The organism is Nocardioides eburneiflavus, assembly GCF_004785795.1.
Lineage (GTDB): Bacteria > Actinomycetota > Actinomycetes > Propionibacteriales > Nocardioidaceae > Nocardioides > Nocardioides eburneiflavus.
In genome coordinates, this window is the sequence record NZ_SRRO01000001.1 from 3233429 (window position 1) to 3252289 (window position 18861).

The following is an 18861-nucleotide window of genomic DNA, read 5'->3' on the forward strand; positions in this document are numbered from 1 at the left end:
GCGCTGTGTGCCGGGGACAACCTCTAATGAGAAGAGTAACGAGCATGTTTACGAGTTCGCGAAACGTTTTGACTGTGGCGGTTGTTGCCGCGGTGCTGATGCTGAGTGGGTGTGGGGGTGGTTCGAAGGCTCAGGGCCGCGAGGTCGGGGCCGGCGAGCACACCGATGACATCTCCAGCGGGGTGGAGGTCGATGCCGGCGCTGCGGCGCTGGTGCCTGCGGATGTGAAGGAGGAGGGTGTCCTCCTGGTCGCCATGGATCTGACGAGCCCCCCGTCGGAGTTCTTGGCCTCGGACAACAAGACGCCGATCGGGTTCAACCCGGACATGGCGCGGCTGATCGCGAAGAAGCTCGGCCTGGAGCTGAAGATGGAGAACGTCAAGTTCGACACGATCATCCCGGGCCTTGAGGGCGGTCGGTATGACCTGACGGTGTCCTCGATGGCGGTGACCGAGGACCGGATGAAGGTGCTCGACATGATCGACTACGTGAGCAATGGCTCGTCGATCGCAGTCGGGGATGGCAACCCGGACGGCCTGACTCCCGACACGTTGTGTGGGAGAAGCATCGGCGTGCAGTCGGGTTCGGTGCAGGAGATCGAGCGGCTTCCGTTGCTGTCCGCTGAGACGTGCGACGCGAAGGGGAAGCCGGCGATCAAGGGGGTCTCGTTGCCCAGCGTGCAGGATGCGCTGACCCAGGTCGCCTCGGGGCGGATCGACGGGGTCTTCTACGACACCACGTCCCTGAGCTGGGCGGACAAGCAGCAGCCGGGAACCTTCGAGGTACTCACCCCCCAGGTGAACTCGAACGACAACGCGGTGGCGCTCGGCAAGGGCTCCGCGCTCACGCCGGCTGTCCAGGCGGCGCTTCAGTCGATCATCGACAGCCCGATCTATGCGGATGCCCTCGAGCGTTGGGGATTCGACGGGCTCGGGATCGACGAGGCGACGATGTCCGTCGCCGAGGAGGAGTGATCTCCCGGGGGGACGGCACTCGGGTGGCCGCCTCCGTCCGGGACGCGGCCACCCTTAACGGAAAGGAACCGACCATGTTGGAGACATTGGGGGAGGACAAGCCCCGCCTTCGACTCAGGCGACCGGTGGATTATCTGTCGTGGGTGTTGACGGTCGGCCTCCTCGCGGGGCTGGCGTACACCCTGGTCACGAACGAGAATTATCGATGGCCGGTCGTGCTGGAGTACTTCACGGCCGCGTCGATCATCAGCGGGATCGGGATCACGCTGATCCTGACCATCACCAGCATGGTTCTTGGGATTCTCCTCGGCTTGGTGCTGGCGATCATGCGCGCGTCCTCCCAACCCCCGGTGTCTGCGTTGGCGCGGCTGTACATCACGTTCTTTCGAGGCACCCCGGTGCTGGTCCAGTTGATCTTCTGGTTCAACCTCGCCGCGCTGTATCCCCGCCTCTCGATCGGCGTGCCCGGTACCGACATCTCGATGCCGGTGAACGTCAACCAGCTGCTCAGCCCGATGACGGCGGCGATCATCGGCCTGACCCTGAACCAGGCGGCCTACATGGCCGAGATCATCCGCGGCGGCTTTGCCGCGGTGGGGCGCGGGCAGCTCGAGGCCGCCGAGTCCCTGGGCATGCACGGGTTCACGAAACTCCGGATCGTGGTGATCCCCCAGACGATGCCCTCGATCATCCCGCCTACCGGGAACCAGTTCATCGGCATGCTCAAGGAGACCTCGCTGGTCAGCGTCCTCGGGGTCGCCGACCTGTTGCAGAGTGCGCAGTCGATCTACGCCCGGACCTACGAGACCATCCCGCTGCTCATCGTGGCCAGCCTCTGGTACCTGATCATGACCATGACCCTGAGCGTCCCGCAGTCGATGATCGAGCGGCACTTCTCCCGGTCCACCCGTGTTCCCCGCTCGAGCCGCTCGGCCACTGGCACAGCCGCTCGCCCCGTTCTCGAGGTCGCACCGAAGGAGTCGTTGCTGTGAACGCCGAAGGAACCATCGTCGGTCGCAAGCTCTGCAAGAGCTTCGGCAGCAACCACGTGCTGCGTGGGATCGACTTCGAGGTCGAGGCGGGGGAGATCTCCTGCATCATCGGCCCGAGCGGCTCGGGCAAGTCGACGCTCTTGCGCTGCCTGAACGGGCTGGAGACCCTGGACCGCGGTGTGCTCAAGGTGAACGGGGAGCACTTCGGCTACGTCGAGCACCCGCATGCCTTCCACGCACTGAGCGCACGGCGCCTGGCCCGGCAGCGCACCCGGATCGGCATGGTCTTCCAGCAGTTCAACCTCTTCCCCAACCTGACCGCGCTGGACAACGTGATGGTCGGGCCGGTCCAGGTCAAGAAGGCCGCCCGAGCCCAGGCGCGTGAACACGCACGCGCGCTACTGGCGAAGGTGGGGCTCAGCCAATGCGAGAAGCAGTACCCGGCACAGCTATCAGGCGGTCAACAGCAACGCGTCGCGATCGCCCGGGCCCTGGCCATGGAACCAAGCATCCTGCTCTTCGACGAGCCGACCAGCGCCCTGGACCCGGAAAAGGTCGGCGAGGTCCTCGACGTCATGCGCGACCTGGCCGGCGCCGGAATGACCATGGTCGTGGTCACCCACGAGATGGGCTTCGCCCGAGAGGTCGCGAACAACCTGCTCTTCATGGACGACGGCATCGTCGTAGAACGCGGAGACGCACGCGCCGTACTGTCCGACCCCCGCGAACGCCGCACCCAAGAGTTCCTCGAACGAGTCCTCTGAAGCGTCAGGGTCAGCATCATTCCAAGCGAAGGGACCCATGACAGGCGATTGGAAAGGGGCTTTATGCGGAGTCTCCATGGCTGTCCGCCTCCTGCCACTTCGAGGCCTCGTAGCCGCCGGCAGAATCCCTCCCGCCCCGACCAACGGGCCGATGCAGGGTCGGATTGCTCCCATCAACGCTTCTTCTGCTGGCCCAGGATGTAGCAGGCGAGGACCTGCGGGTAGATGTCGGGCAGGCGTCGATGTCGCCGAGCTCGCACCGGGCCGGTGGGAGAACAGGACCGACTCGAGGAGCCCCACTCGTTATGCCGGTTCGGAATCGTTCTCGAGCTCTCTCGCCTTCGCCTGCAGCCATGCGGTCAGCTGGCGGACGCGGCCGTCCTGCTCGGGTGGTTGCCGGCTGAGGAGGTGGTAGCTGGTGCCGTCGGGGACGAACCCGAAGGGTGCGACGAGCTGCCCTCGCGCGAGGTCGTCGCACACGACGGCGAACGGCGCGATGGCGACTCCGACGCCGGCCGCAGCGGCCTGGACGGTTAGATAGAAGTGCTCCAGCGTCTGCTCGGAGGCCGGCTCTGCCTTCAAGCCGGTGATGCGTCGCCAGTCGTCCCATGCCTCTGGTCGGGTGGCGGTGTGCAGAAGGGCCACCTGCGAGACGCAGCCCGCTGCGGCGAGGGGCGGCGCGAGATCGGGCCGACAGACCGGTCCGATCCGCTCCTCGAACAAGCGAGTCCGGCTCGCCCCCTCGGCGAACAGGAAGTCGTCTCGGCGGATGGCGAGGTCGACGTCGTCCCGTTCGAAGGAGACCGGGCCACCGGCTGCGGACAGGTGGACGGCGGCGTCCGGCACCTCCGCGGCCAGCTCGGGGAGCCGGGGAATGAGCCACCGCATCAGGAGGGTGGGCTCACACGAGAGGGTGAGCGGTCCCGTGGGTGTGCGATGTGAGATCTGCTGGCCTGCCGCATCGATCTGATCGAGCGCGTCCCGGATGACGGCGGCCAGCTGACGAGCCTGGGGGGTCGGGCGCAAGGCGCGCGTCTGTCGCTCGAACAGTGACGTCCCGAGGGATCGTTCGAGGTTCTGGACCTGTCGGCTGACCGCGCCGTGCGTGACGTGCAGCTCTTGGGCCGCCGCGGTCATGCTCGCGTGCCGGACGGTCGCTTCGAAGGGGAGCAGCGCATTCAACGGAGGAAGGGCCGCCCATCTCATGCGTGAACTTTACTCACAGATCATGTGAGAAGGAATCGTTTGTCCTGCTTCTTTCCCATGACCCACTATTGATCTGGTCACAACGACGCACGGCGCACGGGAAGGTGGGGACATGACGTCAAGCAACGACGTGCTGTCGCGCATCGCCATCCTCGCCGATGACCTCACGAGCGCCGGGGACGGTGCCGCGCCGTTCCGCCAGGCAGGCCACGACGCCCGCATCTTCCTCACCCCCACCGCAGAGCCGTCGCGGCACGCCGTCGGCGTGAGCGCGTTCGACCTGGGGAGCCGTGTGCTGGACGAGGACGCCGCCATTGTACGCATCAAGCGGGCCGCCCGCCGGAACGCCAGCGCCGACGTGCTCCTCAAGACCGTGGACTCAACCCTGCGCGGTCACGTCGCGGCAGAGCTCCGGTCTGCATGGGCGGGATCGCGCAAGCGTGCCGCCATCCTCGCCCCCGCCTTCCCCGCTGAGGGCAGAGTGACGGTGGCCGGCGTCCAGTACGTACGGGGGGTACCCGTCCACGAGAGTGACTATGGCCGTGACCCGGCACATCCCGTGCGGTGCTCGGACCTCGCAACATTATTCCCGGACGCCGTTCTCTCGCAGCGGGATGAGGCAGCCGAGCTGCCCGAGCTGGTCGACAACGGCAACCTGATCGTCTACTCCGCCTCCGAAGATGGCGACCTCGACGTCCTGGTGGCCGCGGTACCGCGACTCGACGAGGTCTTGTGGGTGGGCTCCCCAGGGCTGGCGGCCGCCCTTGCCCGAAGGTGTGCACGTGCCTCGGGCAGCGCTGGACGACTGCCCGCTCGGGCCCGACGTCCCCTGATCGTGGTCGGCAGCACCAACCCGGCATCCCGACGGCAGCTGACCGAGCTGCTCGCCCGCGGCGACGTCCAGGGTGTCACCGTCGGCGTCGACCCGACGCCCGCCGTGGAGGCGCTGCGACGCGCGACGGCCCCCATCCTCGCCGTGCAGACACCGGGTGAACGCCACACTCCGCAGACCGCACACGCACTCGCCCGCTCTCAGGCGGCCGTCGTCCAGGCGCTGACCGAGGACCTCACGGTCGACGCTCTCGTGATCACCGGGGGAGAAACCGCCACCACCGTGCTCGAGCCCCTTGGCGCCACCGGCATCGACCTGCTCGACGAGCCCGAACCCGGCGTCGTCCGCGGATCCTTGACCGGCCCACTCCCCATTCCCGTGCTGATCAAGGCCGGCGGCTTCGGCGACGACGCCTTGCTCCTGCGCCTGTGCCACCTCGTCCGACACCAACCCGACCTAGGAGAAGATGCATGACACCGATCGCCATCACCATGGGTGACCCCTGCGGAATCGGCCCCGAGATCACGCTCAAGGCGTGTGCCGATCCCCAACGGACAGTGCCCGTCCTCGTCATCGGCGACGTGGAGGTCCTCGCCCGCGCCAACGAGATCGTTGGCACGAACCTGACCATCCGCCCTGTCGCATCGGTCGACCAGGCGGAGCTCGCACCCGGCACTGTGGACGTCCTTGCCGCGAGCAGCCTTCCGGCTGACCTGTCCTGGGGCGCCCTCGACGCCCGTGCCGGAGCGGCGTCCTTCGAGTACGTGCGCCGCGGCATCGAGCTGGCGATGGCCAACGAGATTCGCGCTCTCGTCACCGCGCCGATCAACAAGGAAGCACTCCGCATGGCCGGAGTCCCCTATCCCGGGCACACCGAGATCCTGGCCGACCTGTCCGGCACAACGCACTACGCGATGATGCTGGCCACCGACGAGCTCCGGACGGTCCTGGTCACCGTGCACGAGTCTCTCCGCACCGCAATCGACGCGATCACCACGGACCGCGTGCTCGACATCATCCGCCTCACCCACAGCACACTGCAGCGCAGCGGCTTGCCCATGCCCCGCATCGCCGTCGCCGGCCTCAACCCCCATGCAGGGGAGAACGGCCTGTTCGGCAGGGAGGACCTGGACATCATCGCCCCGGCCATCGCGGCAGCGCAGAGCGAAGGCATCGAGGCCAGCGGCCCCTGGCCCGCTGACACCATCTTCATGCGAGCCCGCACCGGCTCCTTCGACGTGGTGGTCGCGCAGTACCACGACCAGGGCCTCATCCCCATCAAGTACCTCGGGATCGAGCACGGCGTGAACATCACCATCGGCCTCCCCTTCGTCCGCACCAGCGTCGACCACGGCACCGCCTTCGACATCGCCGGTCTCGGCACGGCCGACCACACCAGCCTGCTCGCCGCCCTGACCCACGCCGACCGGTTGTCCTCAGGGGCACCGGCCCGCCGATGACCGCCGACCCTGATCAGCCCAAGACAGAAAGCCGAAGAACCACCATGGACTTCATCTTCATGCTCACCCGCGACGACCGCACCGTCACCGACTGCCTCGAGGTGCTCGACACCATCGAGGACCTCGGCATCACCCACATCGGGTTCAAGGACATCGGCGTCGACCCCAGCACCCTCGCCAAGCTCCACAGCCGCATCAAGGACATGGGCGCCACCACCTACCTCGAGGTCGTCAGCACCAATCGGGACCAGGCTCTTGCCTCGGTGCGGACGGCCACCGACCTCGGCGTCGACTGGCTGATGGGCGGCACCTGGATCGAGGAGACCCTCGACCTCCTGCGGGGGACGTCGATCGGCTACCTGCCCTTCCCGGGAGAACCAGTGGGGCACCCCACTCGCCTCGCCGGCGACCCCGACCGCATCGCCGATGACTGCCGACGAGCGGAGGCTGCTGGCTGCGCCGGCGTCGACCTGCTGGCATACCGCGCCACCGACGCCGACCCTCTCGACCTGGTCCGCGCCGCCCGCGCCGCCACGACCGGCCGGCTGGTCGTCGCCGGCTCCATCACCGGTATCGACCAGATCCAGGCACTCGCAGCGGCCGGGGTCGACGCCTTCACCATCGGATCCGCCGCCTTCGACGGGTCGCTGCAGCCGCACGCCGGCACCCTCCGGGCCCAGCTGGCCCCGGTGGTCGGCCTGTAGACAGCCAGCTGTTCTCGGCCTCTCCGAAAGGCATTGAGGGAAGCCTTGTCTGTGCATTTCGGACCCCCGTGAGGAAAGGCTCCGCTAAGCCACAGAAGTCACGTTTGGTGGCCTTAGTGGAGCCTTTCCTTCGTTGCGGGGGGTGCCCCGGGAAATTAGAATTCCGGCATGACTCAAACCACACTTTCCCTTTCTGGTCCTGCCGAGGTAGGACATGTCCACGCCGACGTTTCCGGTGGATGGCTGCGCGCATCTGTGTTCGGTGCGATGGACGGTCTGGTGACCAACATCGCGTTGGTTTCAGGCGTAGGTGCCGCCGGTGCCAACCCACGTTTCATCGTGCTCACCGGCATGGCGGGTCTCGTCGCAGGGGCGTTTTCAATGGCAATGGGTGAATACGCATCGGTAAAGACCCAAAATGAACAGGTCGATCGCGAATGGGCGCGCGAGGTCGATGAGATCCGCACTAATCCGGAAATGGAGGAGCTCGAGCTCGCGCACATGTTTGCCGACATGGGAATGGGCGAAAAGACCGCGCTCGCGGCGGCCCGTGAGATCCATGCGGACCCTGAGCGGGCGGCGCTCGTGCACGTCACCCACGAGCTCGGCCTGGACCCGGAGGACAAGCCGTCCCCCAAGGTCGCCGCGATCTCATCCTTCCTCACCTTCTCGCTGGGCGCCCTCGTGCCCCTGATCCCGTTCCTGCTCGGCTTCGCCTCGCTCGCAGCCGGCCTGATCGTGGGTGCGATCGGACTCTTCGTCGCCGGCGCGGTCGCGTCTCTCGCCACCAGCCAGCGCTGGTGGTGGAGCGCCACCCGTCAGCTCATGTTCGGTGTGCTGGCCGCCGGTGCAACGTACCTGGTGGGCCTCGCCATCGGCGTGAACGCGAGCTGACGACCACGGTCAATCACAGGACACGCAGAGGGGCCCCGCGGAGAGCCGCGGGGCCCCTCTCGGCTTGTGGTCGGCTGGGATCAGAGCCGGATCGGCTGGTCGGGTGCACCCAGCCCTGGTGGAGCGCCACCCGTCAACTGCTGTTCGGTGTGCTGGCCGCCGGTGCGACGTACTTGGTCGGGCTCGCCATCGGGGCGAACGTGAGCTGACGGCCCTCGGTCGATCACAGGACACGCAGAGGGGCCCCGCGGAGAGCCGCGGGCCCCTCTCGCCATGTGGTCGGCTGGGATCGGCTAGCCCGGTGGCAGGAAGGGCCGGACCAGCCGTGCGCGCCTGGCCGCCTTCCCGGTGCGTTACTCGCAGGCATCGGAGGCGTCGAGGGTCTTGGTGATGAGCCTGGAGGTGATGAATCGGATGGGCTCGGGTTCCCAGTTGCGGGTGGTGTCTCACCCAGGGAAGCGACGTCAGGTCAGTGCTGTCGTTCAGGATCAGGTCGCGCATGGTGCGGCCGGAGATGTTGGCTGCGGTGACGCCGTGACCTCCGAACGCACTCACGAATCCGAGCCCCGTGTTGCGGTCGAAAGTCGTCCTCATGCACCCAGTCGCGGGGGACGCCAGGGGTTGGTTTGTCGCCAGCCGGGTGTTTCGTCGGCCTCTCCGAAAAGCAGTGAGGGAAGCCTTGTCCCGCATTCTTTCACCCATTGCCATGGAAAACGCCCCCGCGACGAGACCCGCCATGCCGGTGAGCACGATGAAACGTGGGTTGGCAGCGGGTACGCATCGGTAAATACCCAAAATGAACAGGTCGAGAATGGGTGACTCCTTTTAGGAAAGGCTCTGATAGGTCCCCGATGCCAGCCTTGGCGGGGCTAGTGGAGCCTTTCCTTCGTTGCGCTGGACGGTCTGGTGACCAACATCGCGCTGGTTTCAGGCGTCGGTGCCGAAATTCCGGCATGACTCAAACCACACTTTCCCTTTCTGGTAATGCCGAGGTAGGAAATGTCCACGCCGACGTTTCCGGGGGCTGGGCGCGCGAGGTCGAGGAGATCCGCATTAACCCGGAAATGGAGGAGCTCGAGCTCGCGCACATGTTGCCGACATGGGAATGGGCGAAAAGACCGCGCTCGCGGCGGCCCGTGAGATCCATGCGGACCCTGAGCGGGCGGCGCTCGTGCACGTCACCCACGAGCTCGGCCTGGACCCGGAGGACAAGCCGTCCCCCAAGGTCGCCGCGATCTCATCCTTCCTCACCTTCTCGCTGGGCGCCCTCGTGCCCCTGATCCCGTTCCTGCTCGGCTTCGCCTCGCTCGCAGCCGGCCTGATCGTGGGTGCGATCGGACTCTTCGTCGCCGGCGCGGTCGCGTCTCTCGCCACCAGCCAGCGCTGGTGGTGGAGCGCCACGCGTCAGCTGCTGTTCGGTGTGCTGGCCGCCGGTGCAACGTACCTGGGGGGCCTCGCCATCGGCGTGAACGCGAGCTGACGACCACGGTCAACCACAGGACACGCAGAGGGGCCCCGCGGAGAGCCGCGGGGCCCCTCTCGGCTTGTGGGACTGCTAGCCCGGTGGCAGGAACGGCTTCACCAGCCGTGCCCGCTTGGCCGGCTTGCCGGTGCGCTCCTCGTAGGCATCGGAGGCCTCGAGAGTCTTGGTGATGAGCCTGGCGGCGACGAACCGAAGGGGCTCGGGCTCCCAGCTCCGGCTGCGGTAGCCAACCCAGGGAAGCGACGTCAGGTCCGTGCTCTGGCCCAGGATCAGGTCGCGCATCGTGCGGCCGGAGATGTTGGCGGCGACGACACCGTGACCGCCGAACGCACCCACGAATCCCAGCCCTGTCTTGCCGTCGAACGTCGTCCTCATGCACCAGTCGCGTGGCACGGCCAGGGACCCACCCCAGTGATGGGTGATGCGAGCCTGCGACGCGGCAGGAAACGCTTCGCGCAGGGTCTCGCACAGACGCTGGAAGACTCCGGCGTCCTGCTCGTTTTGGGGTGACAGGGGGTCGGTCAGTCGGTACGGCGCTCCGCGGCCGCCCAGGGCGATCCGGCCGTCGATCGTGCGCTGGGAGTAGTAGTAGAGATGCCTCATGTCCGCGACCCCGAGACCGTCTCGCCACCCGAGCTCATCCCAGGTCTCCTGTGAGAGGGGCTCGGTGGCGACCATCAGGGAGTAGAGGGGCAGGAAGCTGCGTCGGTGACCCCGCTCCCGGATCGTGTAGGACTCCGTGGCTCGCACCACGACATCGGCCGTGACCCGTCCGTTGCCGCACTGCACCACCTTCGGGCTCACGCGTTCTGCCCGGGTCTGCTCAAAGATCGTGACACCGAGCCGCTCGCAGGCGTCGGCGAGCCCGCGAGCAAGCCGCGCGGGGTCGACGCGAGCGACATGCGGGGTGAAGCATCCGGCGACAACACCGGCTGCCCCGGGGACGAGCTCGGCACACTCCTCGGCGGTCAGCAGCCTGATGTCCTCGGGACCGAGTCCGAAACCGTGCTTCGCCTCGACCCTGGCACGGACGCGCTGCGCCTGTGGATCGGTGGTCGCCAAGGTCAGCGCACCCCCCTTCTTGTAGCCGCAGTCGATCCGCTCCTCAGAGATCACCCGGCCGATCTCGTCGACCCCGTGGTGGGTCTCGCGCTCGGCTCGCAGGACGGCGTCCCACCCGCTACGTCGTGCGTAGCGCGCCCCGCTGCCCGCAATGCCCGCTGAGACGAAGCCGCCGTTGCGACCGGCCGCGCCGAATCCCGCGATTTCGGCCTCGATCACGGTGACCCGCAGGGAGGGGTCGGCGGCCTTGAGGTAGTAGGCCGTCCAAAGTCCGGCGAAGCCAGCACCGACGATAGCGACATCACAGGTGTGGTCGCCCGACAACTGCTCTCTCGGCGTGAGGTTCGGGACGACCCCCTCGAGCCACAGACTCCGCGACCACGGGGTTTCGGCTGCTGGTGGAAGCGCGTCGGCGAGTCCTACCGCGCTGGTCTTGGAGGGCTCGACGCGCCCCTGTGGCAGGGTGCCGAGCCATTGGGACTGGAACTTCATTTCGTACTCCTCAAATTTGCGTAGTGTGCGGCGGCTAAGCAGCCAGTGCGGAGGCATTGGGACAGCCGGAGGTCATTGGTCCGAGAAATGGCAGGTGGCGTAGTGGTCGTCGCCGGGCCAGGCGACCGGGGGCACGGTGGTGCGGCAGATGTCCTGGGCCAGTGGGCAGCGGGGGTGGAACCGGCAGCCGGATGGTGGGTCGATCGGGCTGGGTGGTTCGCCCTTGAGGCGGGTGATGATCGTGTCGGTGCCTTGCTGTTCCTCGGCCAGGGACGCGGCCAGCAAGACGCGCGTGTAGGGGTGGCGGGGGTTGGTGAACAGCTCCTCGCGGGGTGCTTCCTCGACGATCTGGCCCAGGTACATGACCGCGACCCGGTCGCACAGGTAGCGCACCACCCGGAGGTCGTGCGAGATCAGCACCAGGGTCAGGTCGAGCTGGTCCTTCAGCTCGACCAGCAGGTTGAGGATCTGGGCCCGGATCGAGGCGTCGAGCGCGGAGGTGGGCTCGTCACAGATGAGGAACTTGGGCTTCAGCAGCAGCGCCCGGGCGATGACGAGACGCTGCAGCTGGCCACCGGAGCACTCCCGGGCGTACCGGTCCAGGATGTCGTCTTCCAGGCCGACCCTCGCCAGCATCTCCGCGATCCGCGCGGTCCGTTCCGCCTGGTCCTTCATCCCGTGGTGCCGCAGCGGAGAGTGCAGGCTGGCGCCCAGGCGCATCTTCGGGTCGAACGCCCCGTAGGGGTCCTGGAACACGAACTGCATCGAACGTCGCAGTGCCTTGAGCTCCCGGCCCTTGATGCCGGAGATCTTCTGGCCGTCGAAGGTGATGTGTCCCGAGTCCGCGGTGACGGCTTGCAGGATGGTGCGGGCCAGGGTGGACTTGCCGCAGCCGGACTCCCCGACGAGTCCGAGGACCTCGCCCTTGCCGACCTCCAGGGACACCCCGTCCACGGAGTGCACCGTCTTGCCCCGGCCGGCGGGGAAGTGCTTGACCACCCCGTCCAGGGTCAACAGCGGCTCGTAGGGTCGGGGCCGCTGTCTCGGCTGCGAGACCTCGACGGCCTGGATCGACGCTGGGGTGATCATGATGCCTCCACGGTCTCGGGTGCCGCGTGGCAGCGGCTGTGGTGGTCGTGGTCGCCGCAGCTGTGCAGCGTCGGCTCCGCGCCACTGCACTGCTCGGAGATGCCCAGCTCGACTGCCTTCGAACAGCGGGGCAGGAACCGGCAGCCGTGCCCCATCGCCCGCGCCTGGGCGACGCTGCCCGGGATCGAGAACAGCTGGCCGCGCTCGGCCTGCAGCAGCGAGGCCTTGAGGAGAGCCTCGGTGTAGGGGTGCTGCGGGTTGGTGAAGATGTCCTTGGTCGTCCCGTTCTCCACGATCCGGCCGGCGTACATCACGGCGACGCGGTCCGCCATCGTGGACACGATGCCCAGGTCGTGGGTGATCAGCAGGATCGACAGGCCCAGCTCGTCGCGCTTGTGCTTCAACAGGTCCAGGATCTGGGCCTGCACCGTCACGTCCAGGGCGGTGGTCGGCTCGTCGGCGATCAACAGCTCCGGGTCCGCGGACAACGCGGCCGCGATCATCACCCGCTGCGCCATCCCCCCGGAGAGCTGGTAGGCGAACGACTTGGCCCGCCGGGCCGGCTCGGGGATCCCGACGTCCCGCAGCATCTCGACCACCCGCGTCTTGGCCTCGCGGCGGCTCACCTTGCGGTGTCGGCGCAGTGCCTCGGAGACCTGCCCACCCACGCGTGCGGTGGGGTCCAGCATGACCTTCGGCTGCTGAAACAGCATCGCGACCTTGTTGCCTCGGACCTCGTTGCGTCGCTTCGGCGCCATCGCCAGCACGTCCTCGCCGTCCAGCAGGGCGGTCCCGCCGCTCACCTCTGCCCCCGGTGGCAGCAGGCCCATCATCGTCAATGCGGTCAGGCTCTTGCCCGATCCCGACTCACCGACGAGTGCCACGATCTCCCCGCGCCCGACGGTCAGGTCCATGCCGTCGATGGCAGGACCCCCGCCGACCTCGGGGAAGTCGACGCGGAGATCACGGATCTCCAACAGGGGTTCAGCGGCGCGGGTCGGCATCCCGATGTCGACCGTCTGCACCATCTCACTCATGAAGTCTTCCCTTCAATGGTTCGCTCGATCGGGCTGGTCACGTGGAGCTGGGTGGTCACAGGGCTTCTCCCTCGTCGAGGGCCGACCCGGGGGCGGGCGTGGCCGCGGCGGACGTGCCGGTGGCAGTGGAGCGGGCGCGCCGCGTCTTCCTCTTGTCCAGGCCCTGTCCGATCAGGGTGACGCTCAGGGCCGAGATGAAGATCGCGAGGCCGGGGAGGATCCCGACCCAGGGGGCGCGTTCCATGTAGGGCTGGGCGTCCAGGAGCATGGCGCCCCAGTCGGAGTCGGGTGGCTGCACGCCGAGGCCGAGGTAGGACAGGGCGCCGACGGTGATCAGCTTGTGCCCGAACCGCAGGAAGCTCATCGCTGCGACCGGAGGCAAGGCGTTGAGGATCACGTGGCGGAACAGGATGAACCACTTGGGGGATCCGAGGATCTCTGCGGCCTCGACGTAGTCCTTGGCGTTGATCTCCAGTGCCAGGCCGCGCATCAGTCTGGCGAAGGGGGTCCACCCGGCGATGGTGAGTGCGGCGATCAGGGTGCCGTAGCCGGTCCCGAACAGGGCGATCAGGAACAGCGCGACCACGACGTCGGGGAAACAGACCAGCACGTCGACAGCGCGCATCACCAGCTCGTCCAGCCAGCCACCGCGGCGCGCAGCGAGGGCGCCGAGGATCACGCCGGAGACCGCGCAGATGACGAGCGTGATCGCGGCGATGGTGACCGAGAACCGGCCGCCCCACATCAACCGCGACAGCACGTCGCGGCCGAGGTGGTCGGTTCCCAGCCAGTGCTCGGCTGAGGGGCCGGCCAGCCGGTTGCTGATGTCCTGGATGGCTGGGTCGTGCGGAGCGATCCAGGGCGTGAGCACCAGGACCAGGAGGACCAGTGAGAGCAGTGAGACGCCGAAGGTGAAGGTCCAGTGCCTGCCGCCGAGGCCGCGCACGAGGGACCCGAAGATGTTCGGCCGGGGGGAGGGTGGGCCGACCCGCCGCCATGGCTCGCGGGTGGTGGGCGGGGGTGCTGTGAGACTAGGCATTGGTCACCTTGATCGCTGGGTTGAGGACGCTGTAGAGCAGGTCGGTCACCGTGTTGATCAGCACCGCAAGGGTGAGGATCAGCATCAGCCCGCCCTGGATGACCGGCACGTCGTTGTTGACCACCGCGGTGTAGAGCAGCCGGCCCATGCCGGGGATGTTGAAGATCACCTCGATCACGACGGCTCCGCCCAGCAGCCCGGCGAACCAGAACGAGAACAGCGTCATCACGGGCAGCATGCTGTTGCGCATCCCGTGCCGCAGGAGGGTCGCGGGGAAGGACAGCCCGCGGCTGCGAGCTGCCGTGATGTAGGGCGCGGCCAGCACCTCGCTCATCGCTGCCCGGGTCACCTGGGTGAAGTAGCCCAACGGCCGCAACGACAGCGCGATCGCCGGCATCACGATGAACGCCGGACCGGTCCATCCGCCCGAGGGCAGCCAGCCCAGGTGTCGGGCGAAGACCAGGACGAGCACCGGACCTACCCAGTACTCCGGTGCTGAGACCGCGCTCTGGGAGATGAAGGTGATGACGTTGTCGAGCCGCCCACCCCGCTTCGTGGCTGCGGCGATGCCCAATGGCAGCGCGAACACGAGCGCCAGCAGCAACGCCGCCAGGGCCAGGGTGATGGAGACCGACAGGGCCGGCGCGACCAGCTCACCTACCGGGGTCCGGCTCGTGTAGGAGAACCCGAAGTCGCCGGTCACTGCCTGCTTCAACCAGTCGAGGTACTGCACGAAGATGGGCCGATCCAGGCCGAGCTCCAGAGTCAGTGCCTTCACCTGTGTCGGGTCCAGACCGGGGTCGTTCACCCTGGCCTGCAGGATCTTTCGGGCGGGGTCGCCATCCCCGGCATAGGGGATCAGGAACGCCAGCACCGAGATCACCAGCAAGGTGATCGTCAGGACCAGCAACCTGCGCAGCAAGAACATCAACATCGAGGACACCTCCGGAGTCGCCGTGGTCGGCTGCATGAGCCATTGAGAACGAGGGCCGGCTCGGCGTGACCAGTCGAGCCGGCCCCCTGTGAGCTCGAGTCAGCCGAGCGAGAGCCCTGCAGTGAGCACGTACGCGTCGAGCGGGTGCGGCTGGAAGCCCTTGAGCCCGGCCTGGGTGCCCCAGACAGCCTTCTCGTGCTGGAGCCAGACGCTGGCCGCCTCGTCGTTCAGCTTGGCCGCGACTTCCCGGTAGGCCTCGGCGCGGGCGGCCTCGTCCTCGAGGGCGACAGCGTCCTTGATCATCCGGTCGGTCTCCGGGTCGCAGTACTGAGTCATGTTGTAGCTCCCCTTGCAGGTCCAGTCGGAGAGCAGGTAGCCACCGGGGTCGGCCAAGTCGGTCAGGAAGCCGCGGGACAGCAGCGTGGCGTCGTAGTCACCCTCGAGCCAGCCCGGCTCCAGAGAGGAGGCCTCGCCTGACTTGATCTCGACCTTGATCCCGAGCTCGGCAAGCTGGGCCTGGATGACGGTGGCGGCGTCGGGGAGCTCGGGCCGGTCGACGTACGCCTGGAGCTCGAACGTCAGAGACTCGGGGTCGACGCCCGCCTGGTCGAGCAGTGCGCGCGCCTCGTCCAGGTTGGCTGACGTCGCCTCGGCACCGTCAGGTGCCCAGTCGGTGTCCGGGCCGAAGGGGCCGACGGCAGGCGTGCCGGCGCCCTCGTAGACACCCTCGACGATCGGCTGTGTGTCCACCGCCTTCTGGATCGCCTGCCGCACCAGCGGGTCGTCGAACGGCGGGCGTGAGTTGTTGAGCAGCATCACGGTCGTGCGCGGGAGCCCGATCTGGTGAACCTCGAGGTTGGAGTCACCGTCCAGCGAGCCGAGGTTGGCCACGGGGAGGCTCTTGACGATCTGGACCTCGCCGGACTGGAGCTGGGTGGCCCGGGCGCCACCGTCGACCACGAAACGCACCTCGGCGGTGTCGAGGGCGACGTCGCCGCCCCAGTAGTTCTCGTTGGCCTTGAGTGCCAGCGACTGCTGCGGCACCTCCTCGGTCACCGTGAAGGGGCCGGTGCACGTGCCTTGGATGTCGATCTGGGCGCCCTCGAAGGCCTTCGGAGCCAGGATCCCGGTGTTCACACTGGCGACGCGGAGCGGGACCAGAGCGTCGGGGTTGGGTGTGGTGATCTGCACGGTCGACTCATCGGTCGCCGACACCTTCGCGATGACGTCGGGGTTGAACGAACGCGCGGGCGTCTTCACCTCGAGCAGGTGGTTCAGCGAGCCGGCGACGGCTTCGGCGTCCATCGGCGTGCCGTCCTGGAACGTGACACCCTCGCGGAGGGCGAACTCCCACGTCGTGGGCTCGACCTGGTTCCACTCGGTCGCCAGCATCGGCTCGGGCTCGCCGTCGTACCCGATGTTCACGAGCGTCTCCAAGCAGCCCGCCCGGCGCAGCCGGTGCGCGTCATCGGTCTCCGGCGCCCACGCTGCGGCGGGCGGGAGCTGCTCCGCGTAGACGAGGTGGCCTCCGCCTCCCGCGGCGGCGCCACTGCCGGTGCCGGTGTTCATGCCGCACGCGCTCAGCGACGTTGCGAGGAGGGCGACGCCGGTCGCCCACAAGGTTCGAGTCATTTCCTGGATTCCTTTGCACCAAGCCGGATTTCCGGCGACGAGGCGGGGGGTTGTCACGCGGTGGTCGGGGCCGGACTACGGCCACCAGGCCTTGCCGATCGACCGGCCTTCCGCGTTTGCGTCACGCTAGGGACGGGTCTTCAAGGGCGTCCAGACCTCCCGTGGCATCTCCAGACGATCTGGTTTCAGTGAAGCAGATCACGACCCGATAGCACAGGAATGTCCGGGCCCAAACGGCCAATCGTCTGACTGCGTCAGACTTGGCTAGGAAGGCCGAGCCCACAAGCCTGGTGCCTGATCGGCTCCGAGAGGGCCGGAGCTGCCCGGTGTGGCGCAGCCACTGTGGGACTACGGCGCCGTGTCAGACAGATACCGAGGTACTGGTCGTCTGATTGAGCAAAACGCTGGCGTTCATCACCTTCGTCATCAGATCGTCGCAATCCTGGCATTGATCATGGACGCACCCCGAAAAGTTCTCCTAGCCTCTCCGTGTCCGAGACGCCGGCCGCTGTTCGGGGGTCGTGCCCGCCTCACCATGTCCAAACCCCTTCGAGGAGACCTCACCAAATGGCTGAGATTCACACCCGCAGCAGCTCGGCGACGGAGCGGCTTCAGGCGCTCGGTATGGAGCTCCCCGCCGTGGGTGAGAACACGAAGTACGTGAACCATCGACGTGTCGACTCGAGCATCCACGTCGCGGGTCAGCTGCCCGACAAGGACGGCGAGCTCCTGGCCCAAGGGACGCTGGGTCACGACGTCGACATCGAGACCGCTCGTGAGCTGGCCCGCCACGCCGTCGTCAACTGCCTCGCCGTCGCCGCGGACGCGGTCGGCGGCCTGGACAAGGTGCGGATCGTGCAGATGCTGGTCTTCGTAGCCAGCACACCGGAGTTCGGTCAGCAGTCGACGGTGGCAGACGCGGCCAGCGACCTGCTCATCGACGTGCTCGGGGAGAACGGGCGGCACGCCCGCACGGCCATCGGTGTCGCGAGCCTGCCGCGCACCAGCCCGGTCGAGATCCAGATGGTCTGCAGCGCGGCCTAGGACCGGCCCACCAGCGCTCGTCCCGACTCGCTAGTCGCGAGGGAAACCCTTCCAACTCTTCTGAGGAGTGCACTGTGCACCGGCTTCAACGAGTACTGGACCGCCTGGTCGACCGGGTGGACACACCCTTTCCGATCGTGCTGGCGGACGTCATCCAGCGCAACATCGACCGGATGCAGGCCTTCGCGGCCGAGCGGGGTCTGGACGTGCGTCCGCACGTCAAGACCCACAAGTGCATCGAGATCGGCCGGCGCCAGCTCGAGGCGGGGGCGGTGGGGATCACCGCCGGCAACGTGGGTGAGGCCGAGGTGTTCGCCGGCGCGGGCTTCGACGACATCTTCCTGGCCTACCCGGTGTGGCCCTCGGGCACCAAGGGGGAGCGGATCCGCGAGCTGGCCCGGACCACGAGCCTGCGGGTCGGCGTGGACAACGCCGCGGCGATCGAGGCGCTGGCCGACGCGATGGGCGACGAGCCGGAGCGGCTCCAGGTCGTCATCGAGGTCGACTGCGGTGCCCGCCGCTCCGGAGCCCCGCCGGAGGCCGCCGGCGATCTCGCCCAGGCCGCCCGCAAGCGTGGACTGGTGCCGGCCGGGGTCTTCACCTATCCCGGGCACGGCAGTTCCGGTCCTGGTTCGCGGGAGCCGGCCGCGCAGGACCAGGAGGCCGCGCTCACCACCGCCGTACGCAGCCTGAAGAGCGTGGGGATCACCCCGGAGGTGGTCTCTGCCGGGTCGACCCCGACGGTGGCGTACGCGACGAGCAGCGTGATCACCGAGATCCGGCCCGGCGAGTACGTGTTCTGCGACCTGAACAACACCCGTCTCGGTGCGTGCGAGGAGGACCAGATCGCCCTGTTCGTGGCCGCGACGGTGGTCAGCGACTGGGTGCCGGACCAGGTCATCCTCGACGTCGGGACCAAGGCGATGGGCCGCGAGGGCACCCCGGAGAAGGGCTACGGCGGCGTCGCGGGGAGGAAGGCGGTGCTGGCGAAGCTCAACGAGTACCACGGGTTCCTCGCGGTGCCCGGCGGCGAGGAGCGGCCGAGCGTGGGCACCGTGGTCCCGGTGGTGCCCAACCACGTGTGCCCGGTGGTGGCCAGCTTCGAGGAGCTGCTGGTCACCGACTCCAAGGGCACGACGCTGGAGCGGTGGGAGGTCGCCGCCCGGGGACGCCTCAGCTGACCCTGCGACGACTGCCTGCATCCATTCCCCTTGAACCACCAA

General features: G+C 67.8%; 17 protein-coding genes and 1 pseudogene. 10 read left to right on the forward strand and 8 right to left on the reverse strand.

All coding sequences use genetic code 11. From position 1 onward, the window contains the following. Nucleotides 1-74: 74 nt before the first annotated feature. Genes EXE59_RS15230 through EXE59_RS15240 form a run of 3 tightly spaced genes read left to right on the forward strand, consistent with a single transcriptional unit; the run spans nt 75 to nt 2730 of the window. Nucleotides 75-974: an ABC transporter substrate-binding protein gene (locus tag EXE59_RS15230; RefSeq protein ID WP_210429018.1), complete on the forward strand. Its 900-nt coding sequence runs from the start codon at nt 75-77 to the stop codon at nt 972-974. Between the two features lie 23 nt (nt 975-997). Next, nucleotides 998-1966, forward strand: a complete 969-nt coding sequence (locus tag EXE59_RS15235; protein ID WP_246056815.1) for an amino acid ABC transporter permease — start codon at nt 998-1000, stop codon at nt 1964-1966. Further along, a complete protein-coding gene (locus tag EXE59_RS15240) occupies nt 1963-2730 on the forward strand; it encodes an amino acid ABC transporter ATP-binding protein (protein ID WP_135839659.1) in 768 nt (255 codons plus the stop codon). Before EXE59_RS15235 ends, EXE59_RS15240 begins: the two co-directional genes overlap by 4 nt. Nucleotides 2731-3033: 303 nt before the next feature. On the opposite strand, the gene EXE59_RS24535 is transcribed toward EXE59_RS15240, so the two are convergent. Further along, nucleotides 3034-3936, reverse strand: a complete 903-nt coding sequence (locus EXE59_RS24535) for a LysR substrate-binding domain-containing protein (protein WP_135839666.1) — start codon at nt 3934-3936, stop codon at nt 3034-3036. A 112-nt stretch (nt 3937-4048) separates the two neighbouring features. Between EXE59_RS24535 and EXE59_RS15250 the strand changes: the two genes are divergently transcribed. From EXE59_RS15250 to EXE59_RS15265, 4 genes are all read left to right on the forward strand, one after another. Continuing rightward, a complete protein-coding gene (locus EXE59_RS15250; RefSeq protein WP_135839667.1) occupies nt 4049-5242 on the forward strand; it encodes a four-carbon acid sugar kinase family protein in 1194 nt (397 codons plus the stop codon). Continuing rightward, complete coding sequence (gene pdxA / locus EXE59_RS15255; protein WP_210429019.1) at nt 5239-6228, forward strand: 4-hydroxythreonine-4-phosphate dehydrogenase PdxA; 990 nt, start codon at nt 5239-5241, stop codon at nt 6226-6228. Before EXE59_RS15250 ends, pdxA begins: the two co-directional genes overlap by 4 nt. A 44-nt stretch (nt 6229-6272) precedes the next feature. Continuing rightward, on the forward strand, nt 6273-6932 hold the full coding sequence (locus tag EXE59_RS15260; RefSeq protein ID WP_135839668.1) for a HisA/HisF-related TIM barrel protein: 660 nt from the start codon (nt 6273-6275) through the stop codon (nt 6930-6932). Between the two features lie 168 nt (nt 6933-7100). Then, a complete protein-coding gene (locus tag EXE59_RS15265) occupies nt 7101-7826 on the forward strand; it encodes a VIT1/CCC1 transporter family protein (RefSeq protein ID WP_135839669.1) in 726 nt (241 codons plus the stop codon). Between the two features lie 9 nt (nt 7827-7835). On the opposite strand, the gene EXE59_RS25125 is transcribed toward EXE59_RS15265, so the two are convergent. Then, nucleotides 7836-8621, reverse strand: a complete 786-nt coding sequence (locus EXE59_RS25125; protein ID WP_425464518.1) for a hypothetical protein — start codon at nt 8619-8621, stop codon at nt 7836-7838. 301 nt (nt 8622-8922) lie between these two features. On the opposite strand from EXE59_RS25125, the pseudogene EXE59_RS15275 reads away from it, so the two are divergent. After that, nucleotides 8923-9306, forward strand: a pseudogene (locus EXE59_RS15275) (VIT1/CCC1 transporter family protein); the annotation flags it as partial. 75 nt (nt 9307-9381) lie between these two features. Here EXE59_RS15275 and EXE59_RS15280 read toward each other — a convergent pair. The 6 genes from EXE59_RS15280 to EXE59_RS15305 form a co-directional block, all read right to left on the reverse strand. Further along, complete coding sequence (locus EXE59_RS15280; protein ID WP_135839672.1) at nt 9382-10920, reverse strand: NAD(P)/FAD-dependent oxidoreductase; 1539 nt, start codon at nt 10918-10920, stop codon at nt 9382-9384. Nucleotides 10921-10935: 15 nt separating this feature from the next. Beyond that, the gene (locus EXE59_RS15285) at nt 10936-11952 is read right to left on the reverse strand and encodes an ABC transporter ATP-binding protein (RefSeq protein WP_135839673.1); all 1017 of its coding nucleotides are present in this window, start codon (nt 11950-11952) and stop codon (nt 10936-10938) included. Then, complete coding sequence (locus EXE59_RS15290) at nt 11949-12989, reverse strand: ABC transporter ATP-binding protein (protein ID WP_168218542.1); 1041 nt, start codon at nt 12987-12989, stop codon at nt 11949-11951. The genes EXE59_RS15285 and EXE59_RS15290 overlap by 4 nt, the downstream gene beginning before the upstream one ends. A gap of 55 nt (nt 12990-13044) precedes the next feature. Next, on the reverse strand, nt 13045-13935 hold the full coding sequence (locus EXE59_RS15295) for an ABC transporter permease (protein ID WP_246056820.1): 891 nt from the start codon (nt 13933-13935) through the stop codon (nt 13045-13047). Between the two features lie 85 nt (nt 13936-14020). Then, complete coding sequence (locus tag EXE59_RS15300) at nt 14021-14962, reverse strand: ABC transporter permease (protein WP_135839675.1); 942 nt, start codon at nt 14960-14962, stop codon at nt 14021-14023. 99 nt (nt 14963-15061) lie between these two features. Next, on the reverse strand, nt 15062-16594 hold the full coding sequence (locus EXE59_RS15305) for an ABC transporter substrate-binding protein (RefSeq protein WP_135839676.1): 1533 nt from the start codon (nt 16592-16594) through the stop codon (nt 15062-15064). A gap of 567 nt (nt 16595-17161) precedes the next feature. On the opposite strand from EXE59_RS15305, the gene EXE59_RS15310 reads away from it, so the two are divergent. Next, nucleotides 17162-17638 (forward strand): RidA family protein, encoded by a 477-nt coding sequence (locus tag EXE59_RS15310; RefSeq protein WP_135839677.1) that lies wholly within the window; start codon nt 17162-17164, stop codon nt 17636-17638. A 137-nt stretch (nt 17639-17775) separates the two neighbouring features. Then, entirely contained in the window at nt 17776-18819 is a 1044-nt protein-coding gene (locus EXE59_RS15315; protein ID WP_210429020.1) for an alanine racemase, read from the forward strand. Nucleotides 18820-18861: the final 42 nt, after the last annotated feature.

What these genes read in the sequence shown, in the direction of transcription:
- EXE59_RS15310 (WP_135839677.1), top strand. Translation starts at nt 17,162, where the DNA reads ATGGCTGAGATTCACACCCGCAGCAGCTCGGCGACGGAGCGGCTTCAG.
- EXE59_RS15285 (WP_135839673.1), bottom strand. Translation starts at nt 11,952, where the DNA reads ATGATCACCCCAGCGTCGATCCAGGCCGTCGAGGTCTCGCAGCCGAGA.
- EXE59_RS15265 (WP_135839669.1), top strand. Translation starts at nt 7,101, where the DNA reads ATGACTCAAACCACACTTTCCCTTTCTGGTCCTGCCGAGGTAGGACAT.
- EXE59_RS15290 (WP_168218542.1), bottom strand. Translation starts at nt 12,989, where the DNA reads ATGAGTGAGATGGTGCAGACGGTCGACATCGGGATGCCGACCCGCGCC.
- EXE59_RS15305 (WP_135839676.1), bottom strand. Translation starts at nt 16,594, where the DNA reads ATGACTCGAACCTTGTGGGCGACCGGCGTCGCCCTCCTCGCAACGTCG.
- EXE59_RS15300 (WP_135839675.1), bottom strand. Translation starts at nt 14,962, where the DNA reads ATGTTGATGTTCTTGCTGCGCAGGTTGCTGGTCCTGACGATCACCTTG.
- pdxA (WP_210429019.1), top strand. Translation starts at nt 5,239, where the DNA reads ATGACACCGATCGCCATCACCATGGGTGACCCCTGCGGAATCGGCCCC.
- EXE59_RS15260 (WP_135839668.1), top strand. Translation starts at nt 6,273, where the DNA reads ATGGACTTCATCTTCATGCTCACCCGCGACGACCGCACCGTCACCGAC.
- EXE59_RS24535 (WP_135839666.1), bottom strand. Translation starts at nt 3,936, where the DNA reads ATGAGATGGGCGGCCCTTCCTCCGTTGAATGCGCTGCTCCCCTTCGAA.
- EXE59_RS15250 (WP_135839667.1), top strand. Translation starts at nt 4,049, where the DNA reads ATGACGTCAAGCAACGACGTGCTGTCGCGCATCGCCATCCTCGCCGAT.
- EXE59_RS15280 (WP_135839672.1), bottom strand. Translation starts at nt 10,920, where the DNA reads ATGCCTCCGCACTGGCTGCTTAGCCGCCGCACACTACGCAAATTTGAG.